Here is a 15,693-nt window from a genome sequence, read left to right as displayed (position 1 = left end):
CGTCAGATCAGTCCTCTGGCGCGGGCGCGCGGGCGTCGAGCAGGCCCTCCTCGCGCAGCGCGGACCACAAGGCCGCGGGGATGGGCAACTCGAACGACGCCGCGTTCTCGCGCAATTCGTCGGCACTGCGCGCGCCGGTCAGCACGGTGGCGACCGCCGGATGCGCATACGGAAACTGCAAGGCCGCGGCGGCGAGCGGCACGCCGTGGTCGCGACACACCGCTTCCAGCCGCGCAACGCGCTCGATCACTTCGCGCGGCGCCTCGCCGTAGTTGAATTTCAGATCGCCCCCGACGCCGCGCGCCAGAATGCCCGAGTTGAACGCGCCGCCCAACAGAATGCTGACGCCGCGCTGTTCGCATGCCGGCAAGAGGTCGTCGAGGGTCGTCTGTTCGAGGAGCGTATAACGGCCCGCGAGCAACGCGCAATCGATATCGAACTCGGCCATCGCGTCCAATATCACGGCGCCTTCATTGACGCCCAGTCCGACCGCCTTCACCGCGCCGGCCGAGCGCAGTTCGTCGAGCGCGCGGAAACCGCCGCCTTCAGTCAGTTGCCGCCAGTAGTGAGGGTTGTCCTCGCCGTGCGTGACGCGGCCAATGTCGTGCACCAGCAGAATGTCGATGTCGATAATGCCGAGCCGCTGCTGGCTGTCTTCGAACGAACGGAGAATGCCGTCGTGCGTGTAGTCGTAAATCGCTTCGAAGGGCAGCGGATTCTGCCAGCCTTCCTTGCCCTCGTAAGGCGTGGTGCGCGGCACGAAGCGGCGGCCCACTTTGGTCGACAGCACATATTCGCCGCGCGGATAGTGGCGCAACGCGTTGCCGAGCCGATGCTCCGCCTTCGTGTTGCCGTAATGCGGCGCGGTGTCGAAGTAGCGCACGCCGGCGTCCCACGCGGCGGCGACGGTCGCATTCGCCTCTTCGTCCGACAGATCGCGATAGAGGCCGCCCAGCGGCGCGGTGCCGAGGCTTAACCCTGTCACGTTCAATGCGCCGCGGCCTACACGGCGCCGCTGCCGGACTTTCGAACCGTTCGTTGCGGTCATTTGCCACGTCTCCAATTAGAAGGTCCTTTTTATCACAGTGTGCGCCCACGCTCAGTGCTGCTCGAGCGGCACCACGCGCGGACGCACGGCCGCGCTCGAGGGCAGGCACGCGGGCCCGACCGGCTCGAACGTCTTGTACGTGAGAATGAACTCCTGATGCCCGAGCATTTCCGATTTCGACGCCGCGCCTCGCGACACGGCCACCGTCTGCTCGAACACCTCGCGGCCCACTTCGTCGAGCGTGCCGCGTCCTTCCAGAATGCGGCCGGCGTCGACATCCATGTCGCCCGACAGATTGCGATACGTAGCGGGGTTCGCGCACACCTTGATGACAGGCGAGATCGCCGAACCGACCACCGAACCGCGCCCCGTCGTGAACAGAATCACATGCGCGCCGCAAGCAATCAACTCGCCGATTTCCGCATTGTCGCTAATGTTGGGAAAGCCGAAACGCGGCTCGCCGTCGGGCACGACGTCGAGCAGATACAGACCGCCGGTCGGCGGAATATCGCCGGGTTTGACGATGCCCGCAATCGGCGACGCGCCGCTTTTTGCATACGCGCCGAGCGATTTTTCTTCCTGCGTGGTGAGGCCGCCGTCCGCGTTGCCGACCGCGAAGCTGCCGTGGCCGAGAATCGAGTAATAGCGCGCCGCCTTTGCGACGCACTCGACGATCGCGTCGCCGAGCTCCGGCCGTGCCGCGCGCGTCTTCATATGGAACTCGCAGCCCACCAGCTCGCCCGTTTCTTCGAAGAGGCAGGTCGCGCCCGCGTCGATCAGCTGATCGAACGCGCGGCCCACGGCAGGATTCGCGGTAATGCCGCTCGTGCCGTCGGAGCCGCCGCAAATGGTGCCGACCACCAGTTCGCTCAACGCCATTGGCACCTTCTTTTGCGCGGCGAGTTGCTCGCGCGCGCCGCGCACCCAGTCGACGCCGTACTGAATCGTGCTGCGCGTGCCGCCCTTTTCCTGGATGGTCAGCAGCTCGACGGGGCGGCCGCTCGCGCGCACCACATCCACGAGATAGTGCTTGTTCATGCTCTCGCATCCGAGCGAAACGAACAGCACCGCGCCAACGTTCGGATGCGTGGTGAGCCGCTCGAGCATTTTCTCCGCGTATCCGTTCGGATAGCAGCCCGGAAAGCCGATCAGATGGACGGGCGGCTCATGCGCCGCGATGGCGTCCTCGAACGCGTCGGGCGGCGCGCGAAACTGCGTAACAATTTCGCGCGCCACGTGATGCGCGCACTCGACGAGATACGCCACCGCGACGACATTGCGGATGCCCTTGCGGCCGTCGCTGCGAAGGTAGCCTTGCAGCATCGGCGGTTGCGTCAGGGCGCTTACTACGGTTATGTCGGTCATGATCGTTCCCGCGCGACGCGAGGCCGCGTCGTTATGCGCGAATCAGTGATGTACGAATTGATGACCCGCGTCGTGCGTGTAAGTCGGCAGGTAATCGCTTTCGAGGTTGTGCGTATGCAGATGTTCGCCGCGCTGCACGGCCTCGGTCACGTGACCGATCACGGCGCCGTAGCGCAGCACCTTGTCGTCTTTTGCGAGGCCGCGGCGCGCCACCTTGTGCCCGAGGTCGATGGTTCGCGCGAGCGTGACGCGCTCGCCTTCGATCATGAGTTGCGTGCCGGCGTCGAGCCGCGCCGCCGCGATCAGGCAGTTGTCATCCGGGCTGAGCAGAATCAGTCGCGGATCGGTTTCCGTTGGACGGCTCGTCAAATCAGTTCTCCGTCAGGCCGTTGACTAACGGCCGGGGCGCGCGCTTATTCATCAATGAACGTATTATTCATATGCGGATTTTTTGAAGTCAAGGAATGTGCACTGCACCAAGCGTCCGTGTTTTCCCTGGACGCCTCGGGGTGCACGGAAACACGCGCCGCACTTACACTCAAGCCCCAGCTACCGAGAACAGCCCACGGAATCCGCCCACGATGGACGCAGAAGACAAAGACGATGCCGACCGTTATCGCGCGCCTGCGCTGGACAAAGGCCTCGACATCCTCGAGCTGCTGGCGGAGCAGAAAGAAGGGCTGACGCGCGCCGAGATCACCAAGCTGCTCGGGCGCAACGCCAGCGAGATGTACCGGATGCTCGAGCGTCTGGTCGCGCGGCAGTACGTGGTGCGCTCGAAGGGCGGCGACCGCTATTCGCTGAGCCTGAAGCTGTATGCGCTGGCGCATCGCCATCCGCCGATGAACCGGCTCATTTCCGAAGCTTTGCCGCTGATGCAACGTTTCGCCGATGCCGCCGAACAGTCGTGTCACCTGGCCGTCTACGATCGCGGCAATCTGCTCGTCATCGCGCAAGTGGACGGCCCCGGCACCTGGGGCATGTCGGTGCGGCTCGGCTCGCGGGTCGGTCTGATCGACACGGGCTCGGGCCGCGTGATGCTCGCGTTCCAGACCGTCGAACAACGCGCGCAAATGCTCGCCGAGCACACCAAGGTCAAGGGCGAGGTCACGATAGACCGCGATGCGCTGGAGGCCGTATGCGAGCGGATTCGCGCGGCGGGTTATTCGCAGAAGGACAGTCAGCAGACGTTCGGCGTGACGGACGTCACTTTCCCGATTCTCGGACCGTCCGGCCAGGCAATCGCGGCGCTCACGTGCCCGTATCTCAAGCGTATTGACGAATATGTCGCGCCTACGCTCGCCGCCGCCACCACGCTGCTGCGCGAGACGGTCCAGGCATTGTCGATGTTTCGCGAGCAGGCGGTGTAAGTCAGATCTGAAGCGAGCCGTAGATGGTTTAGAATGGCGGCCCTCTCAAAAACGACGCCGCGTGAAGTCATTCGTGCGCGCTCCTCGATAAGCCATGGCGAAACTTCTGACCGACTCCGAATTCCAGCGTTTTTCCGAACTTCAGCAGAAGCAGTCGAGCTTCACGATCACACCCGAAGAAGCCGACGAACTGCGCGACATCGTCGCTCATGCGCAGAAGCGCCGCGACGATCGCGCGGCCGCGATGCAGACCATCGAGTCTTTCATCCAGCAATTCGACATCAGCCCGGACGAGCTGTTTTCGCCTGAGCAGATCGGCGAAGCGGCCCGCACTTATGGGCTGATTCCTGCGGCCAAGAAGGAACGTGTGCTGCCGCCGTCGTTCACTTTCAACGGCAAGCCGTATCAATGGACCGCGCGCCCGCTGCCGGACGACATTCGCGTGCCGCTGTTCGATGCGTTCAAGGCGGGGCAGTCGGTGAAGTCGTTTATCGCGACGCCGAAGGACGCGAATCGTTGTGCGGCGACAATCGCGCGGCTGGAGCGCGAAACGGGCGCCGTGTATGCGGATGCGTGGCTCGACGAGCTGGCGGTGACGCGTGCGCAAGTGGATGAGGCGGCGGGAAAGTTGGCGGCCTAGGTCTTCGGCGTCGGTCAGGACCCCTTCCGCTGCGAGACCTTGAAGAAACGTCCGAACATTTGGCGGTTTTGTCAGCGCGCGGCTGTCTGTCCGACACTGAAGCGGTAAGTCAAGAATCCCTCCGTCGTCAGGCGCGCTCACACGCCTTCATCCAAAGCCATCCGGAATCCCACCACGCCCGGGTCTTCCGTCGGCGTCATCGTGAAACCGCTCGCTCGGGCGAGCGCGATCATCGCGGTGTTCTCACGCAGCGCCTCGCCGACAAGCCAGTGCGTGCCGCGCGCCCGCGCATAGCGGATGATGCGGTCCGTCAGCAGGCGCCCGAGCCGCCGGCCTTTCTGGTCCGAACGGACGGCCACCGCAAATTCCGCCGTCTCGTTATCGGGGTCGGCGACGGCGCGCACCACACCGAGCGTGCGCGACACGCCCTCGTCCGTCTGCACGGTCGCGATCAGCGCCATTTCGCGGTCATAGTCAATCTGCGTCATGCGCGCGAGCTGTGAGTGATCGAAGGTGCCCACGGCTCCAAAAAACCTCAGCCGCAAATCTTCGGGCGTCATCGCTTCGACGAAATCGTGGTGCGCCGCCTCGTCTTCCGGGCGGATCGGCCGCACCGTCACCCGCAGACCTTGCCAGTCGAGCGTCTCCTCGAAGCAGCGCGGATACGGCACGATCGCAAGACGGCTGCGCGTTGGCGCGATAGCGAGCGTGGGATCGACTATCGTCACGTGATCGCGGTACACGCGCAGCGTGAGCAGCAGGCCGACAATCTCGCCCACGTCGCAGACGGCTTGCGAGAGCGCCGTCAACGCCGCCAGCGCCGGCTCCGGCGCGACGAGCCGCGCATACGGCGAACGCGTGACGATGTCGCGCGCGAGCGTCGGATTGAGCGGCGGCAAACCGTAGATGCGCAGCGGCTCGGAAACGCCGTCAGCGGAAGGCGCCGTGAAGCGGAATACCGGGCCGAAGTTGTCGTCGTCATGAAGCTCGACGGCAATGTCCACCACGGGCTTGCGCAGCGACTCCGCATTGCTGTCGGCGCAATCGCTGGCTTCTCGCTGAGACTCCTTAGCCTCCGAATCCGTATCGGCACGCGCCGCTTCGATTTCAAGGCCGAAGCGCTCAAGCAGGCGCGCTGCGGCTTCTCCGGTTAGTTGGCGCTCACCTGCCGCCAGCGCCGCGCGCGCCTGCGCCTGTGCGGCGTCGATTGCGTCGGGCACGTCAGCCGGTAAGCCTTCCGGCGTTTGCATCAGCAATTCGCGCCCCATCCGGTAATCGACGAGACGCGCAAACGCGCGGGCGAGCCGCTGCGGCGTAGTGTGAACCGGAATGCCTTGCGCATGCAGTGCGTCGCGTGTCGCAGCATCCACGCCGCCGAAGAAACACGCGAGCAGACCGCGATACGCGAACCGCTGATTCTCGATCAGCGCCTGCGCGACCTCGCCGACCGGCGCGCCGTGTGTCGACGCATGCACGACGAAAGCCGTGCCGGTGCCGCGATGCTCGGCGAGCAGTTTCAGCGCCGTGCCGAAATGCTCGGGACGTGCGTCGTCGCCGAGTCGCAGCGGATTGCCGCCCACCGCGTGCGGCAGAGCTTGCCGCAACGCCTCGGATGCCTCGTCCGGCCACGGCGCGAGCGTTCCGCCGGCGGCCGCGAAGGCGTCGCACGCGAGCGTCGCGAGGCCACGGTCGCTCGTAATCAGCGTCGCCGTCGCACCCGCCGCGACGCGGCCCACGCCGAGCGTCTCGATTTCGTCGAGCAGGTCGTCGAGCGCATCCACGCGCACCATGCCGGCGCGACGAAATGCGGCGGTGTAGAGCGCGTCCGCGGGATCGGCGCGGCCCGAGCGCAGCGCGAGCACCGGCTTGTTGCGCGCCGCCGCGCGAGCCGCCGACATGAACTTGCGCGCCGCCCGCACGCTGTCGAGTTCGAGCAGAATCGCCCGCGTGCCGGGGTCGCTCGCCAGATAGTCGAGCACGTCGCCCGCGTCGACGTCGGCCTCGTCGCCCAATGCGACCGCGTGCGAGAAGCCCAGGCCGCGCGCATGCGCCCAGCCGAGCACCGCATTCGTCAACGCGTTCGACTGCGACACCCACGCGACGCCGCCGGCCTTCACCGTGCACGACGGCGCGCCGAGATGCGCGCGCAGCGTCGGCGACACCACGCCCAGACTACCCGGCCCGACGATCCGCAACAGGTTCGGCCGCGCCGCCGAAAGCGCATGCCGCAAGGCGAGCCGGTCGTCATCCGAGCGCACCTCGCCGACGATGATCGCCGCGCGCGTGCCCAATCCGCCCAGCTTGCGAATGATCGACGGCCAACTCGCGGGCGGCGTGCAGATCAGCGCGACCGTGGGCGCTTGCGGCAAGTCGCCGGCATCATGGATCACCGCGTGGCCGCCCAGCGTGTCGTATTTCGGGTTCACAGGCCACAGCGGCCCGTCGAAGCCGCCTTCCAGCACGCGCGCCCACACCATCGCGCCGGTGCTGCCAGGCCGCTCGGAAGCGCCGATCACGGCGACGGACTTCGGTCGGAACAACGCGTCGAGATTGCGAACGGTCACAGGCACTCCGCAGTGAAAGGGCGCAGCGCTCGGGCGTGAGCGCGCGTCTTCGTCAGGATAGGCGAACTGACGGGATCGCGCGGCGCTTCCAGAACGCGCTGATGGCGCCGATCAACCGGCGGTGGATTCGCGCGACCGTGCATCGGGATTTTTTTAGCGCGCGCAGGCAAAATAGCGCGCTTCAGTGCGACAATTGCAGGCGCTCCGCGCGCCGACACCGGCCGCACCGTTGCGGAGGATCAAGAGACAGAAGGTGAGGTATGCGACGCTTGCCATCGCTCATCGCGTTGCGTTTTTTCGAGGAAACTGCGCGCCACATGAGCTTCAACCGCGCGGCGAGCGCGCTGTGCGTGACGCAAGGCGCCGTCAGCCGGCAGATCAAGCTGCTCGAGGAATCGCTCGGCGCGAAGCTTTTCGAGCGCGATCACAAAGGCATTCGCCTGACGCCGGCAGGCCTCCAGTTGCTGCCTTGTCTGTCCGACGCGTTCGATACCATCGAGCGCGGCTTCCGTCAGATCACCGCCGCCAAAGGCCGGCGGCGTCTGGTGGTCGCCGTGCCACCCACCTTCGCAACGCAGTGGTTCTCGCCGCGGCTCGGTTCGCTGGCCAACGAAATGCCGGACGTCGAATTGTCGATCCGCACCGAGCCGACCGCGGACTGCCATTGCGATATCCGCTTTGGCCGTCACGCGCTGCCCGACGCGCATTCCGAATTGCTGATGACCGAGCGCCACGTGTTGGTCGGCGCGCCCATGTTGCTCGGCGAGCCGCTCGACAGGCTGCTCGAACACATGCCGGCGCTGCACGTGCTGCACAACGACGCGAGGCTCGACCTGTGGCCCAACTGGCTCGCCACGGCGCGTTTGCCCGCGCGCTACGCGGAAAACGGCATCGAATTTTCGACGCTCGAACAGGCGATCCGCGCGGCGCGCAAGGGCGCAGGCCTCGCTATCGTCGATAGGAACATGATCGTCGAGGAACTGGCGGACGGCAGTCTCGCGCAGTTCTCGGAGGTGGAAGTGGCCGGCCCGTTCGGCTACTGGCTCGACGTCGCGTCGCAGCACGCCGGGCTCGAATATGTGCAGGCGTTCGCCGGCTGGCTACGCGAAGCGGTCATGAAGATGGGCTGACGTCGCGCCGCCCGTCATGCGCTCGCCGTATGCCGCCGGATCAACCCGCAATAAAAAAACCGCGTGCTGCATGACTGCAGCACGCGGCTTTGCCTTGTCGGACATGCCGCTCCGCGCGCATAAGAGCGCCTGTGGACTCCGGCCTTGCGCCGCTTACATCGCCTTCTTGAACGGCGCGCCCGAATGCTCGCGCAGCTCGTTGAACACGATTTTCGGCCACGCCTTTTGCGCGACCTCGATCTCCGACACATGCGAGGCGAGGTAGGTCGGCGCGTCCGATGCGTCGAGCGCGATGCGCGCGGCGTATGAATCGGTGAAGCGGCGCAGTTCGGCCGGATCGTCGCACGTGACCCAGCGGGACATGCGGTAGCGCGCGGGCGCCATGCGCACGTCGACCTTGTATTCCGTCGACAACCGGTGCGACACCACTTCGAACTGCAGTTGGCCGACGGCGCCGAGAATCATCAACCCGCCCACTTCGGGACGGAACACCTGAATCGCGCCTTCTTCGCCGAGTTGCTTCAGCGCCTCGCCGAGTTGCTTCGCGCGCATCGGATCGACCACTTCGACCGTCTGGAAAATTTCCGGCGCAAAGAACGGCAGCCCGACGAACTGAAGCGCTTCGCCTTCCGTCAACGTATCGCCGAGACTCAGCGTGCCGTGATTCGGAATACCGATGATGTCGCCGGGATACGCCTCGCTCACCGTCTCGCGCCGCTGCGACAGGAACGTCACCACGTTGTTTGCGCGGAACGTCTTGTTCGAGCGCGTCACCTTGACGGCCATGCCGCGCTCGAAACGCCCCGAGCAGACCCGAATGAACGCGACGCGGTCGCGGTGGGCCAGATCCATGTTCGCCTGGACCTTGAACACGACGCCGGTGAACTTGGGCTCGTCCGGCATCACCGGACGCTGCACCGTCATGCGCATGGACGGCGGCGGCGCCAGGTCGACCAGCGCGTCGAGAATTTCCTTCACGCCGAAATTGTTGATCGCCGAACCGAACAGCACCGGCGACTGCTGGCCGGCAAGAAACTGCTCGCGGTCGAAGTCCGGCGTAGCACCCGTAATCAGGTCGATTTCCTCCTTCGCGCGAACCCAGCTATGGCCGAAGCGGCGCTCGCCTTCCTCATCGCTCAAGGCCTGCAGCGTTTCTACCGCGCCGCCCGCCGTGTCCTGGCCGGCGCGGAAGACGCGAACCTGGTCGCGCTGGATGTCGTAGACGCCCTGGAATTCCTTGCCCATGCCGATCGGCCACGTGAACGGCACGGCCGCGACGCCGAGGTGCTGCTCGATCTCGTCGAGCAGTTCGAGCGGTTCGCGCACTTCCCGGTCGAGCTTGTTGATGAACGTGACGATGGGCGTCTTGCGGCTGCGGCACACTTCGAGCAGCTTGAGCGTTTGCGCTTCGACACCGTTCGCACCGTCGATCACCATCACGGCGGCGTCGACCGCGGTCAACACACGGTACGTGTCTTCGGAGAAGTCTTCGTGACCCGGCGTGTCGAGCAGATTGATGACCGCGTCGCCGTACTCGAACTGCATCACCGAACTCGCCACCGAAATGCCGCGCTGCTTCTCGATTTCCATCCAGTCGGACGTCGCGTAGCGATTGCTCTTGCGGCCCTTCACGGTGCCGGCGATCTGAATCGCGCCCGAAAACAGCAGCAGCTTTTCGGTCAGCGTGGTCTTACCCGCGTCCGGGTGGGAAATGACCGCGAAAGTGCGGCGGCGTTTGAGTTCGGAGACTGACATCGGGTCGGGCGGTCACAGATAGGGGTTCGGCGGTCTCCGGAAGCGGATGGCCTCCGGGCTGCCGCGCGTGGCGCGGCGGCGTCGAGCTGCGCGAGTCGGGTCGGGAACCCGCATCACTATGGCAACGGGGCCGCGTCGGAAAACAGGTCGGGAACGAACGTTCGACAATACGGATAATCGCCAGCGCAGAACAGCGCAGGGAACGAATGATACACGCGCCACGGCGGACGTGGGAAAGCCGCCCGCGACGGGGCGGGCGGCTGGGGGCGGACAAGGCGCCCGCGAAGCGCGATTCACGCGGCGCGCACGGCTTCGGGCCCCGTCGGCGCGGGCAAGCGTCAGCCCGCGCCGCCGGACCTCTCAGCCGCCGCTCGCCTCATTGAGCGTCAAATGTTTGGTTTCGGGCGCCCAGGCAATCGAAACAATCATGCCCACCAGCAGCACGGCAGCCAGCACGATCATCGTGACGTGAAATCCGAAGCCGGCAATGCCGAGCGGCAGCAGGAATGTGCCCACCGCCGAGCCGAGGCGGCTGCACGCAATGGCGAGACCGACGCCACACGCGCGGACTTCGGTGGGAAAGCATTCGGGCGGGAACACGCCGACCAGGTTCGAGAATGCCGACATGGTCAGCGTGAAAACGCCGAACGCGACGATCATGGCGAGCGTGGCCGACTCGGGCAGCGCGCTCAATGCAATCAGCGACACGCAGGTCACGGCAAACGAGCCGATCAGAAAGGCGCGCCGCGACAGCTTGATGGTGAGCCAGATGCCGATCAGCGCGCCCAGCACCAGAAAACCGTTCAGCAGCAGATCCGCGCCGGAGTCGTTGTTCAGATGAATCGCTTTCAGGATGGTCGGCAGGAACGTGTAAATCGCGAAATACGGAATGACGAGGCACACGAAGAACGCGCAGTTGAAGATCGTCCGGCGAATCAGGTCTTTTTCGAAGAGACGCATGAACCCGCTCGCTGTCTGCGCGTGTTCGTCATGGCCGTCGTCAAGCGTGACGTTTTCGCCGAAGTGCCTGAGGACGACCGACTTCGCCTCGGCGATCCGCCCCTTGCCGAGCAGCCAGCGCGGCGACTCCGGCGTGCCCACGCGCGCGACCAGCACGATCACAGCCGGAATGCCCGCCGAGGCGAGCAGCCAGCGCCATGCATCCGGCGAAGCATCGGCGTAATGCATGCCGAGCACATTCGCGACCACGTAGCCGATCGTCCAGATGACGCTGAACGAGCCGAGCAATGTGCCGCGATGCTTGCGCGGCGAAAATTCCGCGAGAATCGCGTGGCCCACCGCAAAGTCGCCGCCCATGCCGAAGCCGATCAACACGCGCAGCAGACACAGCTCGACAGGCGAACGCACATAGAACTGCGCAAAGGCAGCCACGGTGATGATGAGAAAGCTCATCAGAAAAATCTTCTGCCGGCCGAGCCGGTCCGACAGCCAGCCGAACACGAGGCTGCCGACGAAAATGCCCATCAGCGCGGAACTGCCGATCATGCCCATCCAGAACGCGTCGAGCGGCATCTGCCGGTTCATCGCCGCGAGCGCATAGCCGATGGTGCCGAGCGCGAAGCCTTCGGTGAAATGGGCGCCGAACGTGAGGCCCGCAATCTTGACGTGGAATGCATTCAGCGGCACGTCGTCGATGGAAACGGGCTGCTTTGCGGGCGACACCGCCGCCGGGAAGGCGGGCGCGAGTCCGAGATGCGTTGCCTGGATATCCTGATTATTCATGGTGTCTCCTGTGTTTGTCTTGTTCGGGGGGACGGCGCCGCGGCAGCGCGGCAGCTTCATTGCCGCCACTGCCTGACGCTCAACGCCCCAAACCGCCCATCAGCATGTACTTCAGTTCGGTGTACTCATCGAGTCCATACTTCGAGCCTTCGCGACCCAAGCCTGATTGCTTGACGCCGCCGAACGGTGCGACTTCCGTGGACAGAATCCCTTCGTTGATGCCCACCATGCCGCTTTCAAGCGCTTCGCCGACGCGCCACGCGCGCGCCAGATCGCGCGTGTAGAAATACGCGGAGAGCCCGAACGGCGTTGCGTTTGCGGCGGCCACGGCCTCCCCTTCGGTGGTAAAGCGAAAGCACGCAGCAACCGGCCCGAACGTTTCCTCCTGGGCGATCAGCATCGAACTCGTTGCATCGACGAGAACCGTCGGTTCATAAAAGGTGCCGCCTAGCGCATGCGGCCTCGCGCCGGTCAACGCCCGGGCGCCCTTCTGCAACGCGTCCGCGACATGCGCTTGCACCTTCGCCAACGCGGCCGGATTGATGAGCGGCCCTTGTTCGACATCGCCCTGCAGCGCGTTGCCCACGCGCATCTTGCGCGCGGCCTGGGCGAGCGCCTGCGTGAACGCGTCGTAAATGCCGTCCTGCACGTAGAAGCGATTCACGCAGACACAGGTTTGCCCGCTGTTGCGAAACTTCGACGCCATTGCGCCTTGCACGGCGGCGTGGAGATCGGCGTCGTCGAAAACGATGAACGGCGCGTTGCCGCCCAACTCGAGCGAGAGCTTTTTCAACGTATCCGCCGACTGTTTCGCAAGCAATTTGCCGACGCGCGTCGAGCCGGTGAACGACAATTTGCGCACCACCTCCGCTTCGGTCAGCGCGCCGCCTATCGCGGCGGCATCGCCGGAAACGATGTTGAACACGCCCGGTGGAATGCCCGCCTTCTCGGCCAGCACGGCGAGCGCGAACGCCGACAACGGCGTCTCTTCCGATGGCTTGAGCACCATCGTGCAGCCGGCCGCGAGCGCGGGGCCGGCCTTGCGCGTAATCATGGCGAGCGGGAAATTCCACGGCGTGATGGCCGCGACCACGCCGACGGGTTCGCGCGTCACGATGATCTTCGCGTTCGGATTCGGGCTTGGAATCACGTCGCCATACGCGCGCTTCGCTTCTTCCGCGAACCATTCGAAGAAGCTCGCTGCGTAGCCGACTTCGCCGCGCGCCTCGGCGAGCGGCTTGCCCTGCTCGCGCGTCAACAGTTCGGCCAGTGCGTCGCGATGCTCGAGCATCAACTCGCCCCAACGCCTGACGCGCGCGCCGCGCTCCTTCGCGGTCAACGAGCGCCAGGCGGGAAAAGCGCGCTCTGCCGCGGCAATGGCTTGCGTCGCCTCGGCCGCGCCGCCTTTTGCGACTAGCGCGATCACTTCGCCTGTCGCCGGATTGAGCACCGGGTACGTGCTCGCGCCGTCGTGCCACTCGCCGCCGATGTAATGTCCGGTCCGCAAGAACGGGTTCATGCGGCTTCCTCCAGTTGGCCGGCGAACGCGCCTTGTGCCGGCCGCGGCTCGCGCGCAATGCGCTTGCCGGCGGTGTAATCGTTGATCAGGTCGCACGGCGTGTAGTTGCGTTCGAGCTCGAACAGTTCGTCGTCGGAAAGCGCGGTGCTAAGCGCGGCCACGGCGCTGTCGAATTGCGCGGGCGTGTCCGCCCCGACCAGCATGCTGGCCACGCCTTTATGTGCGAGCACCCACGCCTGTGCAATCTGCGCGGGCGACACGCCGCGCCGCGCGGCCACGCGCGCCACCGACGCCGCAACCTCGCGCGACACGCCATCGCCATACATTTGCGCGGTGAAGAAGTCGGTCTGATTGCGCGTCGAGTTAGCGTCGCTCGTCAGGAGCCCGCGCGCGAGCGGACTGAACACCGAGACGCCGACGCCCTGATCCTCGCAGTACGGAATCATTTCGCGCTCTTCCTCGCGATAGGCCAGGTTCAACTGCAGCTGCATGTTGATCGGCTTGTGCCAGCCGTTGCGCTCGCAAGCTTGCATGATCTTCGCGAACTGCCACGTGTACATGGTCGAGACGCCGATGTAGCGCGCCTTGCCGGCACGCACAATGTCGTTCAGCGCGGCCATGGTTTCTTCGACCGGCGTGTTCACGTCGAAGAAATGCAGCATATAGATGTCGACGTAATCCATGCCGAGGCGCGTGAGCGACCCGTCGATGCCGTCCATGATGTGCTTGCGCGAATGGCCGCCCGCGTTCTGATAGGCGCCCATGTCGTAGCCGACTTTCGTGGTCACCACGATTTCCTCGCGGCGCGCGAGGCGCTTCAGGATGCGCCCCACCACTTCTTCGCCGACACCCGTCGAATAGAAATCGGCGAGGTCGATGAAATTGACGCCGGCTTCGAGCGCGTGGCGAACAATCGGCTCGCTGCGCGCTTCGTCGAAAATCCAGGGCTTCCATTGCGGCGTGCCCATATTCATGGTGCCGAGGCACAAGCGCGAGACCTTCAGGCCGGATTGGCCGAGGCGAACGTATTCCATGAAACCTGTCTCCTTGCAGATGGATGCGGCTGCGTGCGAGCGGTGCCGCTATCAGCGTTGTTTCGGTGTGTAGAAGGGATTCGAGACGTCGCGCGCGGCCGCGAAGACTTCGTCGCGATGCGGCAGGCCTTTCATCGCCGCGAGAATGGCGTTTTTGCACGCGCGGTAGTTGTTGTCGAAGACGGCGTCGAGGTCATCGGTCGCGGTATTCACCCAGTTCGCCGACACCACCACCCAATCGTTCTCCGCCTCGGGCGGCAACGTGCCGTTCTCCAGCGACTCGGCCACCGCCTTCGCGATGCCGGCTTGCGACGCGCCCCACGTCGCGTTGCCGTGGAACTCGCTGCCGATCTGCGCCTTGTTCACGTAGAGCGTCAGCGGCTTGGTGGGTACGCCGGGGCGCGCGATCACGACGAACGGCGCGTGTCCCGCCGAGGGCGTCGCGAGCGCCGTCGCAAAAGCCTGGCCCGCGGGGCCGTTGCGCGGGCCGACCAGCACGTTGATATGGGCGAGGTTCACGCCCGGGCCTTCGAATCCTTCGCCGATAAAAAGTTGTTTGTCCGCCGATACGCTCATGGTCTTTCCGTTGAGTTAAGTGGATGACCGATTGTGGCGTTCGACGTCCGCGACCATGTATCGATGAGTTTTGATCCGGGGTATGAGGCGAACTCAACTCCGGATTTCCCCGGAGTGGTCGAGTAAGAGGCGCGCTTTGTCGCTGGCCGCGACGCACGCAAAGGTGAGCGTTTTCGGGACTTGCCGCGGCGAGGTGTGCAGGAGAGCGAAAGGTGAGCATCCGCGAGATGCTTGTTGCACCGACGCGCTGCGTCGGTCCGCTGCCGGCTTCGCTCGTGGCGCGATTAATTCAGCGCGGTGGCGCTTCACGCGATGCTTCGCACAGCCTGGGAATGCCCTTCAGCCAAGGCTGGCGCGGGTTGGTGCGGGATGGGTGAGCCGTGAGTCGTGACTGGGGCTCACCGTGCGGCGGGTGCGCGCAGCGACGAAGTCAGGCTCACCGAAATAAAGCGCCGCGTATGCGTTGTCCGTCAGCATCAATCGCCGGCACCGCGAATCGAATCCAAAGGTGAGCGTTTTCGGGACCTGCGCAGCAGTGCAAAAAAACGCGCTGCTGCATCACTTGCGAGATGCACGTCAAAGCGATACGCGCAAAAAGGCGAGCCGCAGCCGCGCATCAGGCATCGATGAGAAAACGTTCGCGGTTCTTGCCGGCGAGCCACGCGGGCGAACGGCCGCGGCCGCTCCACGTTTCGCCGGTTTTCGGGTTGCGATACTTGGCGACCGCCGCGCCTTTGCGCACCGCCGGGCGAGTTTTCGCAAAGCCGAGTTCCTCGGCGGTGAGATCGTATTCGGCAATTTTCTGCCTGATGTCGGCGATCGCTTGTGCGATTTCCTTTTCGCGAGCCGCCGCAACCTCCTTGTGAAGCTTCTCGAGCTGCGCAGTCAACTGCTTGTATGAGGCCATGACGGATGCTCCAGTGATTGTGGCGAACCGAAGTGCGAACGC

Annotated in this window: 13 protein-coding genes; 3 read left to right on the top strand and 10 right to left on the bottom strand. The window is 65.0% G+C overall.

All coding sequences use genetic code 11. The features are described from left to right. Nucleotides 1-7: 7 nt before the first annotated feature. The 3 genes from HV711_RS04400 to HV711_RS04390 are packed head-to-tail and all read right to left on the bottom strand — an operon-like array spanning nt 8 to nt 2,782. The gene (locus HV711_RS04400; protein WP_035484568.1) at nt 8-1,048 is read right to left on the bottom strand and encodes an aldo/keto reductase; all 1,041 of its coding nucleotides are present in this window, start codon (nt 1,046-1,048) and stop codon (nt 8-10) included. A 51-nt stretch (nt 1,049-1,099) separates the two neighbouring features. Then, nucleotides 1,100-2,413, bottom strand: coding sequence for a UxaA family hydrolase (locus HV711_RS04395; RefSeq protein ID WP_051224706.1), 1,314 nt, complete (start codon nt 2,411-2,413; stop codon nt 1,100-1,102). 42 nt (nt 2,414-2,455) lie between these two features. Beyond that, nucleotides 2,456-2,782, bottom strand: a complete 327-nt coding sequence (locus HV711_RS04390; protein ID WP_035484571.1) for a UxaA family hydrolase — start codon at nt 2,780-2,782, stop codon at nt 2,456-2,458. 212 nt (nt 2,783-2,994) lie between these two features. On the opposite strand from HV711_RS04390, the gene HV711_RS04385 reads away from it, so the two are divergent. Beyond that, nucleotides 2,995-3,783 carry an IclR family transcriptional regulator gene (locus HV711_RS04385; RefSeq protein ID WP_013591320.1) on the top strand — a complete coding sequence of 263 codons (789 nt, stop codon included), beginning with the start codon at nt 2,995-2,997 and terminating at the stop codon, nt 3,781-3,783. Between the two features lie 94 nt (nt 3,784-3,877). Further along, nucleotides 3,878-4,423, top strand: coding sequence for a hypothetical protein (locus HV711_RS04380; RefSeq protein ID WP_013591319.1), 546 nt, complete (start codon nt 3,878-3,880; stop codon nt 4,421-4,423). Nucleotides 4,424-4,560: 137 nt separating this feature from the next. Here the strand turns inward: HV711_RS04380 and HV711_RS04375 are convergent, their stop codons facing one another. Further along, nucleotides 4,561-6,987, bottom strand: a complete 2,427-nt coding sequence (locus HV711_RS04375; RefSeq protein WP_035484573.1) for a bifunctional acetate--CoA ligase family protein/GNAT family N-acetyltransferase — start codon at nt 6,985-6,987, stop codon at nt 4,561-4,563. A 260-nt stretch (nt 6,988-7,247) separates the two neighbouring features. Here HV711_RS04375 and HV711_RS04370 point away from each other — a divergent pair, with 260 nt between their 5' ends. Further along, nucleotides 7,248-8,117, top strand: a complete 870-nt coding sequence (locus HV711_RS04370; protein WP_035484574.1) for a LysR family transcriptional regulator — start codon at nt 7,248-7,250, stop codon at nt 8,115-8,117. A gap of 153 nt (nt 8,118-8,270) precedes the next feature. Here HV711_RS04370 and HV711_RS04365 read toward each other — a convergent pair whose 3' ends face one another. From HV711_RS04365 to HV711_RS04340, 6 genes are all read right to left on the bottom strand, one after another. After that, entirely contained in the window at nt 8,271-9,872 is a 1,602-nt protein-coding gene (locus HV711_RS04365) for a peptide chain release factor 3 (protein WP_013591316.1), read from the bottom strand. A gap of 360 nt (nt 9,873-10,232) precedes the next feature. Beyond that, a complete protein-coding gene (locus HV711_RS04360; protein ID WP_035484576.1) occupies nt 10,233-11,615 on the bottom strand; it encodes an MFS transporter in 1,383 nt (460 codons plus the stop codon). A gap of 79 nt (nt 11,616-11,694) precedes the next feature. Next, nucleotides 11,695-13,134 carry an NAD-dependent succinate-semialdehyde dehydrogenase gene (locus tag HV711_RS04355; RefSeq protein ID WP_028361677.1) on the bottom strand — a complete coding sequence of 480 codons (1,440 nt, stop codon included), beginning with the start codon at nt 13,132-13,134 and terminating at the stop codon, nt 11,695-11,697. Beyond that, a complete protein-coding gene (locus HV711_RS04350) occupies nt 13,131-14,168 on the bottom strand; it encodes an aldo/keto reductase (protein WP_013591313.1) in 1,038 nt (345 codons plus the stop codon). Before HV711_RS04350 ends, HV711_RS04355 begins: the two co-directional genes overlap by 4 nt. Before the next feature lie 51 nt (nt 14,169-14,219). Next, entirely contained in the window at nt 14,220-14,744 is a 525-nt protein-coding gene (gene fae / locus HV711_RS04345) for a formaldehyde-activating enzyme (protein WP_035484577.1), read from the bottom strand. A gap of 616 nt (nt 14,745-15,360) precedes the next feature. After that, nucleotides 15,361-15,651, bottom strand: coding sequence for an H-NS histone family protein (locus tag HV711_RS04340; RefSeq protein ID WP_013591311.1), 291 nt, complete (start codon nt 15,649-15,651; stop codon nt 15,361-15,363). Nucleotides 15,652-15,693 lie beyond the last annotated feature (42 nt).

The organism is Paraburkholderia phenoliruptrix (assembly GCF_902859825.1).
In the GTDB taxonomy this organism is placed as follows: domain Bacteria; phylum Pseudomonadota; class Gammaproteobacteria; order Burkholderiales; family Burkholderiaceae; genus Paraburkholderia; species Paraburkholderia phenoliruptrix.
Note: the sequence above shows the minus strand (reverse complement) of the source record. Positions and strands in the feature narration are given on the sequence as shown.

What these genes read in the sequence shown, in the direction of transcription:
- HV711_RS04400 (WP_035484568.1), bottom strand. Translation starts at nt 1,048, where the DNA reads ATGACCGCAACGAACGGTTCGAAAGTCCGGCAGCGGCGCCGTGTAGGC.
- HV711_RS04395 (WP_051224706.1), bottom strand. Translation starts at nt 2,413, where the DNA reads ATGACCGACATAACCGTAGTAAGCGCCCTGACGCAACCGCCGATGCTG.
- HV711_RS04385 (WP_013591320.1), top strand. Translation starts at nt 2,995, where the DNA reads ATGGACGCAGAAGACAAAGACGATGCCGACCGTTATCGCGCGCCTGCG.
- HV711_RS04380 (WP_013591319.1), top strand. Translation starts at nt 3,878, where the DNA reads ATGGCGAAACTTCTGACCGACTCCGAATTCCAGCGTTTTTCCGAACTT.
- HV711_RS04370 (WP_035484574.1), top strand. Translation starts at nt 7,248, where the DNA reads ATGCGACGCTTGCCATCGCTCATCGCGTTGCGTTTTTTCGAGGAAACT.
- HV711_RS04365 (WP_013591316.1), bottom strand. Translation starts at nt 9,872, where the DNA reads ATGTCAGTCTCCGAACTCAAACGCCGCCGCACTTTCGCGGTCATTTCC.
- HV711_RS04360 (WP_035484576.1), bottom strand. Translation starts at nt 11,615, where the DNA reads ATGAATAATCAGGATATCCAGGCAACGCATCTCGGACTCGCGCCCGCC.
- HV711_RS04355 (WP_028361677.1), bottom strand. Translation starts at nt 13,134, where the DNA reads ATGAACCCGTTCTTGCGGACCGGACATTACATCGGCGGCGAGTGGCAC.
- HV711_RS04350 (WP_013591313.1), bottom strand. Translation starts at nt 14,168, where the DNA reads ATGGAATACGTTCGCCTCGGCCAATCCGGCCTGAAGGTCTCGCGCTTG.
- fae (WP_035484577.1), bottom strand. Translation starts at nt 14,744, where the DNA reads ATGAGCGTATCGGCGGACAAACAACTTTTTATCGGCGAAGGATTCGAA.
- HV711_RS04340 (WP_013591311.1), bottom strand. Translation starts at nt 15,651, where the DNA reads ATGGCCTCATACAAGCAGTTGACTGCGCAGCTCGAGAAGCTTCACAAG.